Annotated in this window: 16 protein-coding genes and 3 tRNA genes; 1 reads left to right on the top strand and 18 read right to left on the bottom strand. The window is 62.2% G+C overall.

Going from position 1 to position 18,856, the window contains the following annotated elements:
- Nucleotides 1-86 precede the first annotated feature (86 nt).
- The 6 genes from B4L76_RS11125 to alaS all read right to left on the bottom strand — a co-directional run bounded on the left by B4L76_RS11125 (nt 87) and on the right by alaS (nt 4,880).
- Nucleotides 87-163 (bottom strand) — tRNA-Arg (locus B4L76_RS11125).
- A 71-nt stretch (nt 164-234) separates the two neighbouring features.
- Nucleotides 235-311, bottom strand: a tRNA-Arg gene (locus B4L76_RS11120).
- Between the two features lie 106 nt (nt 312-417).
- A tRNA-Ser gene (locus tag B4L76_RS11115) sits at nt 418-508 on the bottom strand.
- Nucleotides 509-580: 72 nt separating this feature from the next.
- The gene (csrA, locus tag B4L76_RS11110) at nt 581-769 is read right to left on the bottom strand and encodes a carbon storage regulator CsrA (protein WP_003254503.1); all 189 of its coding nucleotides are present in this window, start codon (nt 767-769) and stop codon (nt 581-583) included.
- Between the two features lie 166 nt (nt 770-935).
- Complete coding sequence (locus tag B4L76_RS11105; protein WP_296232467.1) at nt 936-2,171, bottom strand: aspartate kinase; 1,236 nt, start codon at nt 2,169-2,171, stop codon at nt 936-938.
- Between the two features lie 84 nt (nt 2,172-2,255).
- Nucleotides 2,256-4,880, bottom strand: a complete 2,625-nt coding sequence (gene alaS, locus B4L76_RS11100) for an alanine--tRNA ligase (protein WP_296232465.1) — start codon at nt 4,878-4,880, stop codon at nt 2,256-2,258.
- A 305-nt stretch (nt 4,881-5,185) separates the two neighbouring features.
- On the opposite strand from alaS, the gene B4L76_RS11095 reads away from it, so the two are divergent.
- Nucleotides 5,186-6,358, top strand: a complete 1,173-nt coding sequence (locus B4L76_RS11095) for a M91 family zinc metallopeptidase (protein WP_296232464.1) — start codon at nt 5,186-5,188, stop codon at nt 6,356-6,358.
- Nucleotides 6,359-6,408: 50 nt separating this feature from the next.
- On the opposite strand, the gene astE is transcribed toward B4L76_RS11095, so the two are convergent.
- From astE to B4L76_RS11035, 12 genes are all read right to left on the bottom strand, one after another.
- Nucleotides 6,409-7,416 (bottom strand): succinylglutamate desuccinylase, encoded by a 1,008-nt coding sequence (gene astE / locus B4L76_RS11090; RefSeq protein ID WP_296232463.1) that lies wholly within the window; start codon nt 7,414-7,416, stop codon nt 6,409-6,411.
- A gap of 10 nt (nt 7,417-7,426) precedes the next feature.
- Nucleotides 7,427-7,717 carry a topoisomerase II gene (locus B4L76_RS11085; protein ID WP_003254508.1) on the bottom strand — a complete coding sequence of 97 codons (291 nt, stop codon included), beginning with the start codon at nt 7,715-7,717 and terminating at the stop codon, nt 7,427-7,429.
- Between the two features lie 14 nt (nt 7,718-7,731).
- Nucleotides 7,732-9,081 carry an N-succinylarginine dihydrolase gene (gene astB, locus B4L76_RS11080; RefSeq protein WP_296232461.1) on the bottom strand — a complete coding sequence of 450 codons (1,350 nt, stop codon included), beginning with the start codon at nt 9,079-9,081 and terminating at the stop codon, nt 7,732-7,734.
- A 23-nt stretch (nt 9,082-9,104) separates the two neighbouring features.
- A complete protein-coding gene (gene astD, locus B4L76_RS11075; RefSeq protein ID WP_296232460.1) occupies nt 9,105-10,568 on the bottom strand; it encodes a succinylglutamate-semialdehyde dehydrogenase in 1,464 nt (487 codons plus the stop codon).
- Entirely contained in the window at nt 10,569-11,597 is a 1,029-nt protein-coding gene (gene astA / locus B4L76_RS11070; protein WP_063912885.1) for an arginine N-succinyltransferase, read from the bottom strand.
- Nucleotides 11,598-11,675: 78 nt separating this feature from the next.
- A complete protein-coding gene (gene aruF / locus B4L76_RS11065) occupies nt 11,676-12,695 on the bottom strand; it encodes an arginine/ornithine succinyltransferase subunit alpha (protein ID WP_296232457.1) in 1,020 nt (339 codons plus the stop codon).
- 131 nt (nt 12,696-12,826) lie between these two features.
- Nucleotides 12,827-14,047, bottom strand: a complete 1,221-nt coding sequence (locus B4L76_RS11060) for an aspartate aminotransferase family protein (RefSeq protein ID WP_296232456.1) — start codon at nt 14,045-14,047, stop codon at nt 12,827-12,829.
- A 340-nt stretch (nt 14,048-14,387) separates the two neighbouring features.
- On the bottom strand, nt 14,388-15,368 hold the full coding sequence (argR, locus tag B4L76_RS11055) for a transcriptional regulator ArgR (RefSeq protein ID WP_296232455.1): 981 nt from the start codon (nt 15,366-15,368) through the stop codon (nt 14,388-14,390).
- Between the two features lie 98 nt (nt 15,369-15,466).
- Nucleotides 15,467-16,231 (bottom strand): ABC transporter ATP-binding protein, encoded by a 765-nt coding sequence (locus tag B4L76_RS11050; RefSeq protein WP_296232454.1) that lies wholly within the window; start codon nt 16,229-16,231, stop codon nt 15,467-15,469.
- Between the two features lie 22 nt (nt 16,232-16,253).
- Nucleotides 16,254-16,952: an ABC transporter permease gene (locus B4L76_RS11045; protein ID WP_296232453.1), complete on the bottom strand. Its 699-nt coding sequence runs from the start codon at nt 16,950-16,952 to the stop codon at nt 16,254-16,256.
- Nucleotides 16,949-17,638: an ABC transporter permease gene (locus B4L76_RS11040; protein WP_296232452.1), complete on the bottom strand. Its 690-nt coding sequence runs from the start codon at nt 17,636-17,638 to the stop codon at nt 16,949-16,951. The genes B4L76_RS11045 and B4L76_RS11040 overlap by 4 nt, the downstream gene beginning before the upstream one ends.
- 88 nt (nt 17,639-17,726) lie before the next feature.
- On the bottom strand, nt 17,727-18,512 hold the full coding sequence (locus tag B4L76_RS11035; RefSeq protein ID WP_296232451.1) for an ABC transporter substrate-binding protein: 786 nt from the start codon (nt 18,510-18,512) through the stop codon (nt 17,727-17,729).
- Nucleotides 18,513-18,856 lie beyond the last annotated feature (344 nt).

Below are 18,856 nucleotides of genomic sequence, written 5' to 3'. Positions count from 1 at the left end.
GCTGAGCTATGAGTCCGTGGTGGTATTTTTAGACCAGGTTACCACTGGTGACTGAAGCAGCCTTTCAAACAAAGCCACTTCAAAAGTGGCGGACTCAGGAGGATTCGAACCTCCGACCGCTCGGTTCGTAGCCGAGTACTCTATCCAGCTGAGCTATGAGTCCGTGGTTGGTATTTTTAGACCAGGTTACCACTGGTGATTGAAGCAGCCTTGCAAACAAAGCCACTTCAAAAGTGGCGGACTCAGGAGGATTCGAACCTCCGACCGCTCGGTTCGTAGCCGAGTACTCTATCCAGCTGAGCTATGAGTCCGTGTCTTGCCGCGCATTATAGGTCGCTGAAACATTATTGCAAGAACTTTTTCGTTTAAAATCAACTACTTAGCGTTCTTGCCGATTACAGCGCCCTAAGCGAATAATGGCGGTGAAGGGGGGATTCGAACCCCCGATACCCTTATGAGGTATACTCCCTTAGCAGGGGAGCGCCTTCGGCCACTCGGCCACCTCACCGCAACACGAGGCGAATATTAAACACAGCCTTCCTCGTTTGCAACCCTTTTTTTGAAAAAAACTTCAAAAAAATTAAAGGCTTGGCTCCTCGTCCTTCTCTTTCTTGATCCGCAGGTAGATTTCCTCGCGGTGAACGGCCACTTCTTTAGGGGCGCTGACGCCAATACGCACCTGGTTACCTTTGACACCGAGCACCGTCACGGTGATCTCGCCGTCTCCAATGATCAGGCTCTCGGCGCACCGACGAGTCAGAATCAACATAGCTTTCTCCTTACGCGAAACATACAGGGGTAACAGTCTTGGGTGTCGCGGCCGGCCGTGGACGATGGCTCGGGCCTCGGTTGCTTGCCCCGCAGGCCAGGAAAGGGCCTGCGTGGCAAGCAGAAACGCGAAGGGCGCGGCAAGCCGCGCCCTTCCAGGCAGCGTTTTACTCGCTCTGTCGTACCGGAGCGTCGAGCTCGAACGCGGTGTGCAGCGCGCGTACGGCCAGCTCCAGGTACTTCTCTTCGATCACGACCGAAACCTTGATCTCGGAGGTGGAGATCATCTGGATGTTGATCCCCTCCTTGGCCAGGGCTTCGAACATGCGGCTGGCCACACCGGCGTGCGAACGCATGCCGACGCCAACGATCGAGACCTTGGCGATCTTGGTGTCGCCAATCACTTCACGGGCGCCGATTTCGCGCGCGGTGTTTTCCAGCACGCTCTGCGCCTTCTCGTACTCGTTGCGGTGCACGGTGAAGGTGAAGTCGGTGGTGTTATCGTGAGCAACGTTCTGCACGATCATGTCGACCTCGATGTTCGAGGCGCTGATCGGGCCGAGGATCTTGAAAGCCACGCCCGGGGTGTCCGGCACGCCGCGAATGGTCAGCTTGGCTTCATCACGGTTGAAGGCGATACCGGAAATGATCGGCTGTTCCATGGATTCCTCTTCATCAATGGTAATGAGGGTACCCGGACCCTCCTTGAAGCTGTGCAGCACGCGCAGCGGAACGTTGTATTTGCCGGCGAACTCCACCGAGCGGATCTGCAGCACCTTGGAACCGAGGCTGGCCATTTCCAGCATCTCTTCGAAGGTGATCTTCTCCAGGCGTCGGGCCTGTGGCACGACGCGCGGATCAGTGGTGTAGACGCCGTCGACGTCGGTGTAGATCTGGCACTCGTCGGCCTTCAGCGCCGCCGCCAGGGCCACGCCGGTGGTGTCGGAGCCGCCACGGCCCAGGGTGGTGATGTTGCCGTGCTCGTCGACGCCCTGGAAGCCCGCTACCACGACCACGCGGCCTTGCTTGAGGTCGGCACGGATCTTCTGGTCGTCGATCTGCAGGATGCGCGCCTTGTTGTGCGCACTGTCGGTGAGGATGCGCACCTGGTTGCCGGTGTAGGACACCGCTGGCACACCGCGCTTGATCAGGGCCATGGCCAGCAGGGCAATGGTGACCTGCTCACCGGTCGACACGATCACGTCCAGCTCGCGCGGAACCGGCTGATCGCTGATCTGCTTGGCCAGGTCGATCAGGCGATTGGTTTCACCGCTCATGGCCGACAACACAACCACCAGGTCGTCGCCCGCCTCACGGTGTTTCTTGACCTTATCGGCTACCTGCTCGATCCGCTCGATGGAACCGACAGAGGTGCCGCCAAATTTCTGTACGATCAACGCCATTTCAATGGTGCCTCAGCCCATACAGGGCCCCAAAAAACAATCCAACATGGAGCGGCCAGCGACTAGACCACTGGCCGCCCCATCTCAAAGTCCCTGCTCTGCGAATGGCACGGCCAGCGCCAGGGCCCGGTCCAGCGCAGCGACGTCGACGCCACCACCCTGAGCCATGTCCGGACGGCCACCGCCCTTGCCACCCACCGCCGCAGCGGCTTGTTTCATCAGATCGCCAGCCTTGAGTTGGCTGGAGAGGTCCTTGGTCACACCGGCCACCAGCACGACCTTGCCCTCATGCTCGCTGCCCAGCAGGATCACTGCGTGGCCGAGCTTGTTCTTCAGTTGATCGACCAGCGCCAGCAAGGCCTTGCCATCCTGCCCATCCAGGCGGGCGGCGAGCACCTTGGCGCCCTTGACCTCAACGGCCGCGTTGGAGAGATCATCCCCGGCGGCGCTGGCGGCCTTGGCCTGCAGCTGTTCCAGCTGCTTCTCCAGCTGGCGGTTGCGCTCGAGCACAGCCGACAGCTTGTCGATCAGGTTGTCACGGTTGCCTTTCACCAGTTGCGCGGCTTCCTTGACCTGCTCTTCGGCAGCGTTCAGGTAGGCCAGCGCCGCAGCGCCGGTTACCGCTTCGATGCGGCGCACGCCAGAAGCCACACCACCTTCGCTGATAATCTTGAACAGGCTGATGTCACCGGTGCGCTTGGCGTGAATACCGCCGCACAGCTCCACCGAGAAATCGCCGCCCATGCTCAGCACACGCACGGTGTCGCCGTACTTCTCGCCGAACAGCGCCATGGCACCCTTGGCCTTGGCGGTTTCGATGTCGGTCAGTTCGGTTTCCACCGCAGTGTTCTTGCGCACTTCGCGGTTGACGATGTCTTCCAGGGCCTTGATCTGCTCCGGTTTCACCGCCTCGAAGTGGCTGAAGTCGAAACGCAGGCGCTGGCTGTCGACCAGCGAGCCCTTTTGCTGTACGTGCTCGCCCAGCACCTGGCGCAGCGCTTCGTGCAGCAGGTGGGTGGCCGAGTGGTTCAGCGAGGTGGCATGCTGCACCTCGGCATCGACCTTGGCCTCGACCGACGAACCGATCAGCAATGCACCGCTGGCGACCACGCCGTGGTGCAGGAAGGCGCCGCCGGTCTTGGTGGTGTCGCGCACGTCGAATCGTGCAGCGCCGGCCTGCAGGTAGCCGGTGTCGCCCACCTGGCCGCCGGACTCGGCGTAGAACGGCGTGCGGTCGAGCACGACCACGCCCTGCTCGCCTTCACCCAGCTGGTCGACAGCCTGGCCGTCCTTGTACAGGGCGATGACCTTGCCCTGGCCTTCGGTAGCGTCGTAGCCAAGGAATTCGGTGGCGGTGTCGACCTTGACCAGGCTGTTGTAGTCCATGCCGAAGGCGCTGGCCGAGCGGGCACGCTCACGCTGGGCGTCCATTTCGCGCTCGAAGCCGGCTTCGTCGATGGTCAGTTCGCGCTCGCGGGCGATGTCGGCAGTCAGGTCCATCGGGAAGCCATAGGTGTCGTACAGTTTGAACACCACGTCACCCGGCACCACGTCGCCCTGCAACTGCGCCAGGTCCTGCTCGAGGATGCGCAGGCCCTGTTCCAGGGTCTTGGCGAACTGCTCTTCTTCGGCCTTGAGCACGCGCTCGATGTGCGCCTGCTGGCTCTGCAGTTCCGGGAACGCTTCGCCCATTTCGCCGACCAGCGCGGCCACGATCTGGTAGAAGAAGCTGCCCTTGGCACCCAGCTTGTTGCCGTGGCGGCAGGCGCGGCGAATGATGCGGCGCAGCACGTAGCCGCGACCTTCGTTGGACGGCAGCACGCCGTCGGCGATCAGGAAGCCGCACGAACGGATGTGGTCGGCCACCACTTTCAGCGAAGCCTGGCCGTCATTGCTGCAACCGATGGCCTTGGCCGCGGCAGACAGCAGGTTCTGGAACAGGTCGATCTCGTAGTTCGAATGCACGTGCTGCAGCACCGCGCTGATCCGCTCCAGGCCCATGCCGGTGTCTACCGACGGCGCTGGCAGCGGGTGCAGCACGCCATCGGCAGTGCGGTTGAACTGCATGAAGACGTTGTTCCAGATCTCGATGTAGCGGTCGCCGTCTTCTTCCGGCGAGCCGGGTGGGCCGCCCCAGATGTCCGGGCCGTGGTCGTAGAAGATCTCGGTGCACGGGCCGCAAGGGCCGGTGTCGCCCATGGTCCAGAAGTTGTCGGAGGCGTATGGGGCGCCTTTGTTGTCGCCGATACGCACCATGCGCTCGGCTGGTACGCCGACTTCCTTGGTCCAGATGTCGTAGGCTTCATCGTCAGTGGCGTAGACCGTTACCCAGAGCTTCTCCTTGGGCAGGTTCAGCCACTTTTCCGAGGTCAGGAAGGTCCAGGCGAAGGTGATGGCGTCGCGCTTGAAATAGTCGCCGAAGCTGAAATTGCCCAGCATCTCGAAGAAGGTATGGTGACGCGCGGTGTAACCGACGTTTTCCAGGTCGTTGTGCTTGCCACCGGCGCGCACGCACTTCTGGCTGCTGACGGCACGGGTGTAGGCACGCTTCTCCGCACCGAGGAAGCAGTCCTTGAACTGGTTCATGCCGGCATTGGTGAACAGCAGAGTCGGGTCGTTGTTCGGGATCAGCGAACTGGAGGCGACTCGGGTATGTCCCTGCTCTTCGAAGAAGCGAAGGAAGGCTTCACGGATTTCTGCGCTTTTCATAGGTTCTTCCACGGAAACGGCGGCCGTTTGGGCTGATACGTCGAATCGACGAAACGACGGCAAAGGGCGCCATTATATCCAGCCTGAACGGCGGATGCAGTGTGTTTATACGCCCGAAACGGTCAATCGGCATGAAATCGTCATTTCGAACATCAAAATGGAGGCTATACGGTTCAGCGCCTGGTCACAACGCCCCTTCTCGCCCCTCTTGCCCCTAGATAACTACCGCCCCTCGCCTGCCCAACCTTTTACTTTGGCCGCAGCGACAACTGTCGCCCCCCCATTAACAACCAGCGAGCCTTCTCATGCATCCCAACCCTATCTATTTCATTTCTGGCAGGACCAGCGGTTTTCAACAGTGGGCAGACACATCCGAGGATGGCAAAGCCGTCCATCGATTCTACGAATACCGGGACGACAAAATAGACGTCCTTCTGGAACAGATATGGTTCGATCAAGGCCAGATTCCCGGCAAGCACCACATGGTGATTCAGAGCCATACCTCGGCGGTCGATATCGACATTTCCCTCTACGATTGCCACCTGAAAGCCAAAGTCGGCAACAAGACGTTCATCCTCGCGCCTACGCAAAGACAAACCCTCATCATCAGAACTGCAAAGGGTGAGGCCAACGTCCGTGTGGCGGAGGAAGTAAAAATGCCGGTCATCATTCAGGCCGCAGATGGCACTGCGCGCATCACGACCGGTGGCGGCATCACCGAGGTTTTCACCGGCAGTGGCGATGCACTGATCAACGTGGGCGAGGGGCTGACATTCATCAAGAGCGGCGCCGCGAGCCGCCGTATCAACGGCCATATCCTGGTCGATGACCCACACGAATCAGTCGTCTATGCCCGCAACCAGACGGGTGACGCCCGTTTCGAGCAGCCACTCACCGCCCCGCTCGACGCACTCGCCAGCAACACGCTCGACATACAAGGCAGCGATACCTTCAAACAGGCCGTCCACAACCACCTGGTATTTCTATGCCACACGCATTGCGGCCGGCAACTCCTGACCCAGCTGGCGAAACGGTCATGGATAAACGTTACCGAGACACAGCAGGCCAGCCATTTTGACGTCCACATTTCAGACCCGACCGACAGGGACCATTACCTACGACAGAACAGCAACCTGGAATGGGTGTCCGGCTTGCCTGCCGAGGGCGGGTACCTGGCATTCAACCTGACTCGCTCGGACAGCGACAATTTGCCGCTGCTCGACTTTTACCGTTGCTTGTGCGAGGCGTACAGCGCCTTCAATGGTACGACGGTAGCTGGCCAGACTTCGATCAGGACTATCGATCGCAGGCGGATCCAGGTCGACAATGCACACTTGCAAGCCATTGGCCTGCCGAGCGGCATTCTTTACGATTTCGACAAAAACCCCGAAACGGCGCCGACCGACACCAACCCATCACCCTTCAACGAAAACGCGCTGCGAATGGAGCTGGGCCTGCCAGTGCGCACGCACTACTGAGCGAGCCCATAGGCTGCGCCTGAACACGTGCCATTTGCCCGAACCACCCTTCAGCCCAGCCACTGCCCCGAAGCCGGCACAATGAGAATCCCGGCGCGCAAGCCATTCTTCACCCCAGGGTTGGGGAAGATGATGCGTGCCCCCTCCTCCTCGACCACCCAGCGCGTCTCGGCCAGGTCTTCGGCCAGCAGGTAACCCTTGCCCAGCTCGGAGAAGTTCTCGATGTCCGCTGGCAGGTGCAGGCGGAAACTGTCACTGTGCTTGATGATCTCGCGGGCGACGCTGAACAGCTGCAGCCCCTCCAGCGAGCCTTCATCGTCGGGCTCGGTTGCTTCGATGATCTGGATCAGCCGCTGCTCCAGCTTGTCGAGATTGACCTGCTCGTTCTTGCCGAACGGGCGGGCCTTGCCCAACTCCAGGGTAAAGGCTTCGGCTTCCAGTTGCTCATAGGTAAAGGCACTGAAGGTGATGGAGGACTTGCTCTGCAGCAGCACTGCCTGCATGCCCGCTGCCGCCAGGCGCGCCAGCTCGCGACGGGAATGCTTGCGCCCCTCCTTGTAGGGGTACAGGGCGAACTGCTCGATCTTCGAGCCGCGAATGGCCGTATGCAGGTCGTAATGCAGACGGCTGCGCCCCGGCATGCTGAAAAACACCCGGGCGAACTGTTCCAGCTCGGCGGCACGCAAGGCCTCGAAGCCACTGGACAGCTCGTGGCGGCCGTTGAACAGGCGGTTGATGTCCTGCTCGATGAAACGCTCACCCTTGCGGATAGCCGCAGGATTACCGAACAGGAACAGTACCCGTGCCCGGGGTATGATCTTGCCGTTGGCCACGCCATGCAGCAGGCGCTCGAGCAACTCGATCGGCGCCGTTTCGTTGCCGTGGATACCGGCGGACAACAGCAAGTCGAGCCCGCAATCGTCGCTTTCGGCCGGGCGCACTTCCAGCGCGCCCTCCCCTAGCCAGCGCAAACGCACGCCCTTGGGAGTCACTTGGGTCTTCTCGGCCGGTTCGTGATCGGCGAGGGTCAGATCAAGCAATTTGCCAAGGGCGAGCATAGGGACTTCCTTAGTGGTGGTGGCCGCAGTCGGGGCCATGGACGTGATCGTCGTCTTCGCCAAGCTCCGCCGGCTCCATTTCCAGTTGCAGGCTGACCAGGTTGGTGGCCATCGGCCGCAGCAACAGGTTGGCGTACTCGGTGTCGTCTTCCTCGACATCCACGCCGATCAGCAGCTGGCCACGGCCATCCTGCTGAATCCACACTTCCTTGCCTTGCCAGACCACGGCAAAGCGGGTGCAGGAGGTCTCCAGCTGGGTGCCGTCTTCATCTTCGAGGATCAGGCGCAGGGCGTCGGTCATTGCAAAGTCTCTCTTCAAGGTTGGCGTTGGAACGGATACACCGAGCCCAACTTCAGGATCTGGGTCAGTTCGTCCAGTGCCGTACGGCATTCCAGCAACAGCTGCGGGTCGGCCAGGTCCGCCTCGCCGAGGCGATCGCGGTAATGCTTGTCGACCCACTGCACCAGGGTGTCGTACAGCGGGGCGGTCATGATAACGCCTTGGTTGACCGCTGCCAGTTCCGATTCCTTCAACGCCACACGCAAACGCAGGCAAGCCGGGCCACCACCGTTCTGCATGCTCTGCTTGAGGTCGAACACCTTGACCTCCTTCACCGGGCCGCCCTGGCTGGTGAGCTGGCCCAGGTAGGCCCAGACCCGCTCGTTGTTGCGGCACTCTTCCGGCACCACCAGCAGCATGGAACCATCCTCGCGGCTGAGCAGCTGGCTGTTGAACAGGTAGGAACGCACCGCGTCCTCTACGGTAACCGCTGCCCGCGGCACGCAGATGGCCTGGAAGTTGCCACCCTTGCTGGCCAGTTTAGCTCGCAGTTGGCCAAGTACCGTGTCGGTGTTGAGGAAAGCGTCCTCGTGGTAGAACAGTACCTCGCCGTTGCCCACCGAAATCACGTCGTTGTGGAACACGCCCTGGTCGATCACTGCCGGGTTCTGTTGAGCGTAGACCACGCCACCCTCGCTCAGGCCATGCAGCCTGGCCACCGCCTGCGAGGCTTCCAGGGTTTGCCGGGCCGGGTATTTCTGTGGTGCCGGGTAGCGGCTGTCGAAAGCACTGCGGCCATAGACGAAGAACTCCACGCCAGCCTCGCCGTAGCTACGGCAAAAGCGCGTGTGGTTGGCCGCGCCTTCGTCGCCGAACTGAGCCACGGCAGGCAGCGCCGCATGGTGGGCAAAATACTGTTCATCACTGAACATGGCCCCCAGCACGCGGCTGGTGGTCGGGTGCTCGATGCTGCGGTGGTACTTGCAATTGAGGTTGGCGGCGGTGAAGTGCACGCGGCCATCGGCCGTGTCGGCACTGGGGCTGACCGTGGCGGCGTTGGCTACCCACATGCTCGAGGCCGAGCAGCTGGCCACCAGCAACGGCATGGCCTCCCTGGCAGCCCGCTGGATCACCTCGGCATCGCTGCCGCTGAAGCCCAGGCGGCGCAGCGCGGCCACATCCGGGCGCTCCTGCGGCGCCAGTACGCCCTGCTTGAAACCCATGTCAGCCAGCGCTTGCATCTTCGCCAGGCCCTGGCGTGCAGCTTCGCGCGGGTTGGACCCCTGCTGGCTGTTGCTCTGCGAAGCCACGTTACCGTAGGACAGGCCGCCATAGTTGTGGGTAGGCCCCACCAGGCCATCAAAATTCACTTCATAGGATTTCATCGGCTAGGCTCCGTGACCTGTAGTTATAGGGTGACGCCCGGCGTCAGGGTCGCCGGCAAGGCAAGGCTGGCGGTCTCCAGCGAAGCCACGGGGTAAGCGCAGTAGTCAGCGGCGTAATAGGCACTGGCGCGATGGTTGCCACTGGCGCCGACACCACCGAACGGCGCGCTGCTGGCGGCGCCGGTCAGCTGTTTGTTCCAGTTGACGATGCCGGCGCGGCTGCGCAGCCAGAAGTACTGGTAGCGGGCGCGCGAGTCGGACAGCAGCCCGGCGGCCAGGCCGTACTGGGTGTTGTTGGCTTCCTCGATGGCGGCATCGAAGTCGGCGTAGCGAATCACCTGCAGCAACGGGCCGAAGAATTCTTCGTCCGGCCGCTCGCTGACGGCACTGACGTCGAGAATACCCGGGGTCAGCAGTGCGGCATCGGCCTGCGGCTGGGTCATTTCCAGCAGTTGCACGGCACCCTTGGCAACCAGCTCGGCCTGGGCCGCAAGCAACGCTCGCGCCGCCTGCAGCGAAATGACCGAGCCCATGAACGGCGCTGGCTGCTGGTCGAACGCACCCACCGTGATGGTCTTGCACACCTCGACCAGGCGCGCGATCAACCTATCACCCCAGGCGCCTTGCGGCACCAGCAGGCGGCGGGCGCAGGTGCAGCGCTGGCCGGCGGAAATGAATGCCGACTGGATAATGGTGTACACCGCAGCGTCAAGGTCCTTGACCTCGTCCACCAGCAGCGGGTTGTTGCCACCCATTTCCAGGGCCAGGATCTTGTCCGGGCGGCCAGCGAACTGCTGGTGCAGCAGGTTGCCGGTACGGCTGGAGCCAGTGAAGAACAGGCCGTCGATACCAGGGTTGGCGGCCAGCGCCACGCCGGTTTCACGCGCGCCCTGCACCAGGTTCAGCACACCCGGCGGCAAGCCGGCGGCAATCCAGCAGTTGACAGTCAGCTCGGCGACTTTGGGGGTCAGCTCGCTGGGCTTGAACACCACGCAGTTACCTGCCAGCAGTGCCGGCACGATATGGCCGTTGGGCAAGTGGCCGGGGAAGTTGTACGGGCCGAACACCGCCACCACACCGTGAGGCTTGTGCCGCAGCACCGCCGTTGCATCGGCCAGCGGGCCGCTCTTTTCGCCGGTGCGCTCGCGGTAGCTCTGCACCGAAATCGCCACCTTGTTGATCATGCTGGTGACTTCGGTGGCCGACTCCCACAGCGGCTTGCCGGTTTCCTCGCCGATGCACTGGGCCAGCGCTTCGGCATGGGTCTTGAGTTGCTCGGCAAACTTTTCCAGCACGTCGATACGTGCCTCCAGGCTCAGCTGCGCCCAGCCCGGGAAAGCCTGACGAGCGGCCTGCACGGCGGCGTCTACCTGGCTGGCGTCAGCCCCCTGCCCTTGCCAGATGACGGATTGCGTTACCGGGTTGAGCGACTGCAGGGTATCGCCCTGGCCGGCCTGCCAGTTGCCGGCGATGTAATGCGTGGTCATTTATTTGGCCTCCCGGCTTGCCGACAGCGGCACCGCGCGCACATTGTCGCCAGCACCCATGCGCAGGCGCTTGGCCGTCAAGGGGTCGACCACCAGGGTACCGGCGGCCAACCGCGCAGGTGCAGCCGTGATGCGGCAGTCGTCGCGCTTGCGGTTGTGAATGATGTAAGGGGTGGCGTCATCGCCCGGTGTGCCCACGGCCAGCACCAGGGTCTGGCTTTCGCGCACGGCGCGGATCTTGTCGGTATCGCATTCGATAGCAGGGCCGGCGTCGAAAATGTCGACGTAGCCCTGGTAGTTGAAACCTTCCTGCTTGAGCATGGCCAGCGCCGGCTCGGTGTCCTTGTGCACGCGACCGATCACGTTGCGGGCCGCCTCGGACAGGAAGCAGGTGTACAGCGGGAACTTGGGCATCAGCTCGGCGATGAACGACTTGTTGCCCACACCGGTGAGGTAGTCGGCCTGGCTGAACTCCATCTTGAAGAAGTGCCGGCCCAGGCTTTCCCAGAATGGCGAACGGCCCTGCTCGTCGGACATGCCGCGCATTTCGGCGATGATCTTCTTGCCGAACAGTTCGGGGAACTCGGCCATGAACAGCATGCGCGCCCGCGACAGCAGGCGGCCGTTCAGGCCCGAGCGGTAGTCACTGCGCAGGAACAGCGAGCACAACTCGGAATTGCCGGTCAGGTCGTTGGCCAGGAACAGGGTGGGGATTTCGCGGTAGATCTTCAGCTCCTGCGAGGCGCTGACGGTCAGCCCGACCCGGTAGTTGTACCAGGGCTCACGCAGGCCGACGGCACCGGCAATGGCACTGATGCCCACCACCAGACCTTCGTCGTTTTCCAGCACGAACAGGTAGTCGGTGTCGGCGCGCTCGGCTTCACCACGGAAGCTTTTTTCCGCCCAGCCAACGCGATGCCCCAGGCGCTCTTCGTTGGCCGGCAGCGTGGTCAGCCCGGTGGTTCCGGTGCTGCGTGCCAATTCGATCAACGCAGGCAAATCGCTGCTGCGTACAGGACGAACGATCATGCTATCTCCTTGCGCGACGGCGGCGGCCGGCGCGAAACTCTGCTAACGCATCAATCCGCAAACGTCTGTTGCCAGACCTCAGACCGCGACCAGACGCACGCTGGCCCCCTCACCCACCCCCAGCGCATCGGCGGCAGCCAGGCTCAGGCTGACCGGTTTCCCGGGCACCCAGTCCAGGTCCAGCAGCACCGCGCGGTAGTCCTGCAGCTGGCCGTTGCACACCAAATATGGGCGCCCGCCCTTGACCGGGGCGTCCTCAAGCTTCACCGGCACCACCCGGCTCTGGGCGATCGAACGGATGCCCGAAGTACGCGCATGCAGGGTTGGGCCGCCATCGAAGATGTCGATGTAGTGTTCGGTTTCGAAGCCTTCGCGCATGAGGATGTCGAAGGTGATCTGCGCCCGCGGATGCACCTGGCCCATCGCCTCCTGCGCCAGGTCAGGCAGCAGCGGCACGTAGATCGGGTAGTGCGGCATCAGCTCGGCGAGGAAGGTACGGCTTTTCAGGCCGCACAGGCGCTCGGCGTCGGCGTAGTTGAGGTCGAAGAAATTGCGGCCGATGGCATCCCAGAACGGCGACTCACCCTGCTCGTCGCTGTAGCCGACGATCTCGGTCACCACCGACTCGGCGAAACGCTCCGGGTGCGAGGCCATGAACAACAGGCGGCCACGCGAATTGAGCTCGGCCCAACCACTGTTCACCAGCTCCGGCAGTACATAGAAGCTGGTCAGAAGGCTGTTGCCGGTCAGGTCGTGGCACAACGACAGCACGTGGATCTTGTTGTGGATCTTCAGCTCGCGTGAAGCGTGCACGAAGGTTTCGTTACGAAAGCTGTAGAACGGCTCGGAGTAGCCGGCCGAAGCAACGATCGCCGAGCAGCCTGCCAGCTTGCCGGTTTCGCTGTCTTCAAGGACGAAGAAGTAGCTTTCTTCACCGTTGAAGCTGACCTCGGCGGCGAAGGAAGTCTCGGAAGCGGCAATCTTGTCGCCCAGGCGAGCAGTGTCGTCCGGCAGCGAGGTGACACCAATGGGGCTGTCTGCAGCCATGCGCTGCACTTCGTTCAGATCAGCCATTTGCGCGGGGCGCATCACCAGCATGGTGTCACTCCTTTGGAATACGGGCCGCTCATGGCGGCACGGAAGAACGGCAGGTGCACCGGCACCTGCACGGGAATCGGGTATCGCCGGCCCGCTCAGTCATCGCTGCCGGCGATGGGACCCCAGACTGCTCAGCCCTGGGTCAGGGTGGCCACGGCGCGCTCGAAGCGGTCCAGGCCTTCATCGATATCGGCGTCTTCAACCACCAGGCTTGGGGCAAAGCGGACCACATCCGGGCCGGCCTGCAGCACCATCACGCCTTCCTTCTCGGCGGCGTTAAGCACGTCCTTGGCCTTGCCTTTCCAGACTTCAGCCAGCACACAGCCCAGCAGCAGACCGACGCCACGCACCTGGGTGAACAGCTGGTACTTCTGGCCGATCTGCTCCAGGCGTACCTTGAAGCGCTCGTGCTTGGCCTTGATGCCAGCCAGGGTTTCCGGGGTGTTGACCACGTCCAGCACCGCGCAGGCAACCGCGCAACCCAGCGGGTTGCCGCCATAGGTGGTGCCGTGGGTGCCGACGGCCAGGTGCTTGGCCAGCTCGGTGGTGGTCAGCATGGCGCCGATCGGGAAGCCACCGCCCAGGCTCTTGGCGCTGGTCAGGATGTCCGGAGTCACACCGTAGTGCTGGTAGGCATACAGCGAACCGGTACGGCCCACGCCAGTCTGCACTTCGTCGAAGATCAGCAGGGCATTGTGCTCGTCACACAGTTTGCGTGCGCCTTCCAGGTAGGCCTTGTCGGCCGGCACTACGCCGCTCTCGCCCTGGATCGGCTCGATAACCACGGCGCAGGTCTTGTCGGAAATCTGTGCTTTCAGCGCTTCCAGGTCGTTGTAGGGCACATGGCTGATACCGGTGATCTTCGGGCCGAAGCCGTCGGAATACTTCGGCTGGCCACCGACGCTGACGGTAAACAGGGTACGGCCATGGAAGCTGTTCACGGTGGCAATGATTTCGTGCTTTTCCGGGCCGAAGCGGTCATGGGCAACGCGCCGGGCCAGCTTGAAGGCCGCCTCGTTGGACTCGGCGCCGGAGTTGCAGAAGAACGCACGGTCGGCAAACGTGGCATCCACCAGCTTGTGGGCCAGGCGCAGGGCCGGCTCGTTGGTGAATACGTTGGATACGTGCCAGAGGGTGTTGGCCTGCTCGGTCAGGGCCTTGACCAGTGCCGGGTGGCAGTGGCCCAGGGCGTTGACCGCGATGCCACCGGCAAAGTCGATCAGCTCGCGACCCGACTGGTCCCAGACACGGGAACCCTCGCCTCGCACAGGAATGAAGGCCGCCGGGGAATAGTTGGGGACCATGACCTGGTCGAAATCGGCACGTTGCACCGGGGCTTGCTCAACGGACATCTGAGTCTCCTGATGAGGAACGCTGGCCTGGAAGTGGCGAGCGATGGGGGGATTGTAAGGACTGAACCGCGCCTGTCCTTGCGGCCAAGCGACAACTTGTTACAGCGCAAAACCCTGTTTGCACAAGGTTTTCGGCAATGCGACAAACATTGTCGCAATAGCGCAGTGTACGGGAGAGAGGGTGCTGGGTGAACGGCTGTTCACATAAGAAGGGATGGCGCCTGTACCGACCTCTTCGCGGGTAAACCCGCTCCCACAGGTATGCACGGTTCTCAAGGCCGGTGGAGATCCTGTGGGAGCGGTTCTACGTGCGAAGAGGCCGATACAGACGGAGGAGAGATCAGCCTTTTTCGGCAGGCGCCGAGCTCAGCTCGAACGGGCTGCTGTTGCGTCGCTGGTTACGGTCTTCGCGCGGTGTTGCCCCGAAGAAATTACGATACGCACTGGAAAAATGCGGCCCGGAAGAAAAGCCGCAAGACAGGCCGATCTGAATGATCGACTTGCTGGTCTGCATCAGCATCTGCCGCGCCTTGTTCAGCCGCAGCTCCAGGTAGTACTGGCTCGGCACGCGGTTGAGGTACTGCTTGAAGATGCGCTCCAGCTGCCGACGTGACACGCACACATGCTGGGCAATTTCGTCGGTGGTCAGCGGCTCTTCGATATTCGCTTCCATCAGCAGCACCGCCTGGGTCAGCTTTGGGTGGCTGGAGCCCAGGCGATTCTGCAACGGAATGCGCTGGCGCTCTCCCCCCTCGCGGATGCGCTCGACCACCAGCTCCTCCGACACCGCCCCGGCCAGCTCGGCACCGTGATCACGCGCCAGCACCGCCAGCAGCAGGTCGGTCACCGCCATGCCGCCACAGGCGGTCAGGCGATCACGATCCCAGTCGAACAGATGGCTGGTGGCGATGACCTTGGGGAAACGCTCGGCGAAATCATCCTGCCAACGCCAATGCACCGCCGCCCGGTAGCCATCGAGCAGGCCCAGCATCGCCAGGGGATAGACCCCGGCCGACAGCCCACCGATCATGCAGCCGCTACGCGCCAGTTGCTTGAGCGCCGCCACCAGGGGCCCTGCCACCACCGCCGGCGGCTCGTCAGCCACCAGGAACAGCTTCTGGCAACCGTCAAGGCGGCCGTTCCACGGCTCGCCCGGCAGGCGCCAACTGCCCTCCTGCGCCGGCTCCGCCTGCAGGAACAGCAGCTCGTAGACCACCTCCGGGTGCACCCGCTGCGCCACCTGCAACACCTCCTCGGCCAGCGCCAGGGTCAAGGGCCTGGTATTGGGCCAGATGAGAAAACCGATTCGCTGGGTGGTCATAGGGTGCGGTCCGAAACCTGAGGTCGTTCGAGTCTGTGCGCCGGGTCAGGCTGCGCTCGCCGCGCAGCATGCCCTACTATGGTGCAAAAATGCAGCTTTTACTTCAGGCTGCCGGAGAGGAACTGCTTGAGGCGCTCCGACTGCGGATTGGCCAGCACCTGGCGAGGGCAGCCGGTTTCTTCGACCAGCCCCTTGTGCAGGAACACCAGCTGGTTCGACACCTCGCGGGCAAAGCCCATTTCATGGGTTACCACCACCATGGTCCGGCCTTCCTGGGCCAGCGCCTGCATGACCTTGAGCACATCGCCCACCAGCTCCGGGTCGAGTGCCGAAGTCGGCTCATCGAACAGCATCACTTCCGGCTCCATCGCCAGCGCCCGGGCAATGGCCACGCGCTGCTGCTCGCCGCCGGACATGTGCCCCGGGAAGGCGTCCTTGCGATGCGCGACACCGACCTTGGCCAGGTAGTGCTCGGCCTTTTCCAGGGCTTCCTTGCGGTTCACCCCCAGCACGTGCACCGGCGCTTCGATGATGTTCTCCAGCGCGGTCATGTGCGACCACAGGTTGAAATGCTGGAACACCATCGACAGGCGCGAGCGCATGCGCTGCAACTGACGCTGGTCGGCGGCCTTGAGCGCACCGTCCTTGCCCGGCACCAGCTTGAGTTCTTCGTTGTTGAGCAGGATCTTGCCGGCATGCGGCTGCTCCAGCAGGTTGATGCAGCGCAGGAAGGTCGACTTGCCCGAGCCGCTGGAGCCGATGATGCTGATGACATCGCCTGCCTTGGCCGACAGGGACACGCCCTTGAGCACTTCATGACTGCCGTAGCGCTTGTGCAGGTCTTGGACTTCGAGTTTGTACATGCTGTCGATTCTCACAAAGCGGTCAGTGCTTGCGCGGCGCCAGGTAGCCGAGCCAGCGGCGTTCGGCCATCTTGAACAGGCGCACCAGGATGAAGGTCAGGCACAGGTAGAACACGCCCGCCGTGATATAGGCCTCGAAAGGCAGGTAATACTGGGCATTGACCGTGCGCGCAGCACCGGTGATGTCGATCAGGGTAACGATCGACGCCAGGCTGGTAGTCTGCAGCATCATGATCACTTCGTTGCTGTACTGCGGCAGCGCCCGGCGCAAGGCCGACGGCAGCAGGATGCGCCGGTACATCTTCATGCGCGACATGCCCATGGCCTTGGCCGCCTCGATCTCGCCATGCGGCGTGGCCTTGAGGCTGCCGGCGATGATTTCGGCGGTGTAGGCGCTGGTGTTGATGCCGAACGCCAGGCAGGCACAGAACGTGGCGCTGGACAGCAGCGGCCACAGGACGCTTTCGCGTACCGCCTCGAACTGCGCCAGGCCGTAGTAGATCAGGAACAGCTGCACCAGCATCGGCGTGCCGCGGATCACATAGGTGTAGAGCCAGGCGACCAGGTTGACTGCCGGCTGCCTGGACACCCGCATCAGGCCCAGCGGGATGGCCGCCAGCAGGCCGAAGAACAGCGAAATGGCCAGCAGCTTGAGCGTGGTCAGCAGGCCGCCGAGGTACATCGGCAAGGCCTCCCAGACGACGTTGTAGTCGAAGATCATAGTTCAGCCACCTTGACGCCTACCGAATAGCGGCGTTCGAGATACTTCAGGGCCAGCAACGAGACACTGGTCAGCACCAGGTACAGCGCCGCCACCGCGAGGAAGAAGGTGAAAGGCTCGCGGGTGGCATCAGCCGCCTGCTTGGCCTTGAACATCATGTCCTGCAGACCGACCACCGAGATCAGCGCGGTAGCCTTGGTCAGCACCAGCCAGTTGTTGGTGAAGCCCGGGATCGCCAGGCGAATCATCTGTGGCACCTGGATGCGGAAGAACACCTGACGACTGCTCATGCCATAGGCCACGCCCGCTTCGGCCTGGCCCTTGGGAATACCCAGGAACGCGCCACGGAAGGTCTCTGACAGGTACGCGCCGAAAATGAAGCCCAGGGTACCGATACCCGCGATCAACGGGTTCAGGTCGATGTAGTCTTCGTAACCGAGCAGCGGCGCCACCCGGTTGATGATGTCCTGCCCGCCGTAGAAGATCAGCAGGATCAGGACCAGGTCCGGAATGCCACGAATCACCGTGGAGTAGAGATCGCCCAGCCAGGCCAGCCAGCGCACCGGCGACAAGCGCAGCGCCACACCGATCAGGCCGAGCACGATGGCCAGGGCCATCGACGACAGGGCGAGCTGCAGCGTCAGCCACGCCCCGTCGAGGATGACTGCCCCGTAGCCTTTCAACATGATGAGGTCCTCGACCTAGAGAATGAAAAATGGTGCAAACCTCAGAGCCTCTGCTGTTTGCACCATTGCACAGGTGAAACCCGATTTCTTAGTTCGAGTCTGGACCGTAGATATCGAAGTTGAAGTACTTCTTCTCGATTTCTTTGTACTTGCCATTGGCGCGGATGGCGTCGATGGCCTTGTTGATGCGCTCGCGGTTGGCGTCGTCACCTTTACGCACGGCAATGCCGACGCCGTCACCGAAGTACTTCACGTCGGTGAACGACGGGCCGACGAAGGCGAAGCCCTTGCCAGCGTCGGTCTTCAGGAAACCGTCCTCCAGCAGGGTGGCGTCAGCCACGGTACCATCGAGGCGGCCGGCAGCCACGTCCAGGTAGATTTCGTTCTGGGTACCGTAAGGAACCACGGTGGCACCCTTGGCAGCCAGCACTTCCTTGGCGAAGCGGTCATGGATCGAGCCGCGCTGCACGCCGATCTTCTTGCCCTTGAGCTCGTCGAGGCTGTCGCTGACGGTGGTGCCTTCCTTCATGGCCAGACGCGCCGGGGTCAGGTAATAGCGCTTGGTGAAGTCCACCGACTTCTTGCGGTCTTCGGTGATCGACATGGACGACAGGATGGCGTCGATCTTGCGCACTTTCAGCGCCGGGATCAGGCCATCGAATTCCTGCTCGACCCAGGTGCACTTGGCCTTCATCTCTTCGCACAGGGCGTTGCCGATGTCGTAGTCGAAACCGGCAAGGCTGCCATCAGGCTGCTTGAAGGCAAATGGCGGGTAGGCGGCCTCGATGCCGATTTTCAGCGGTTTTTCATCGGCCTGCGACACCAGGGAAAACACGGACAGCGCCAGGGCGCCAAGCAGTGCGAGCTTCTTCATCAGGTAACTCCATCGGTACGGGGCAATACAAGGCAGGGAACGGCTGCCCGAATGCGAATGGGTACAACGCGAGCCGCGCAGGGTATCGACCAAGGTCGCAGACCACGAGCGTGTGAGTGGCATTCTAGCGACAGCCCGGTAGTCGATATTTCTTCAAAGCGACAACTACTTACAGAAGCGCCTGAAACCGCTGCAGGCAATGTTGACAGCCAGTGCAAAATATGCAAAAGCGCAAGAAATAGAACCTATAGACCTAGCAATTCCCGGGCCTATTATTGGCAAAGCCTTGAAGTACGGCAAGCGTAGCGTGCTGCGTTGGAAAAATTGCCGGTGAAATGCACCGA

The sequence above is a fragment of the Pseudomonas sp. UBA4617 genome (assembly GCF_002386445.1).
In the GTDB taxonomy this organism is placed as follows: domain Bacteria; phylum Pseudomonadota; class Gammaproteobacteria; order Pseudomonadales; family Pseudomonadaceae; genus Aquipseudomonas.
This window is presented reverse-complemented; position numbering and strand designations above follow the sequence as displayed.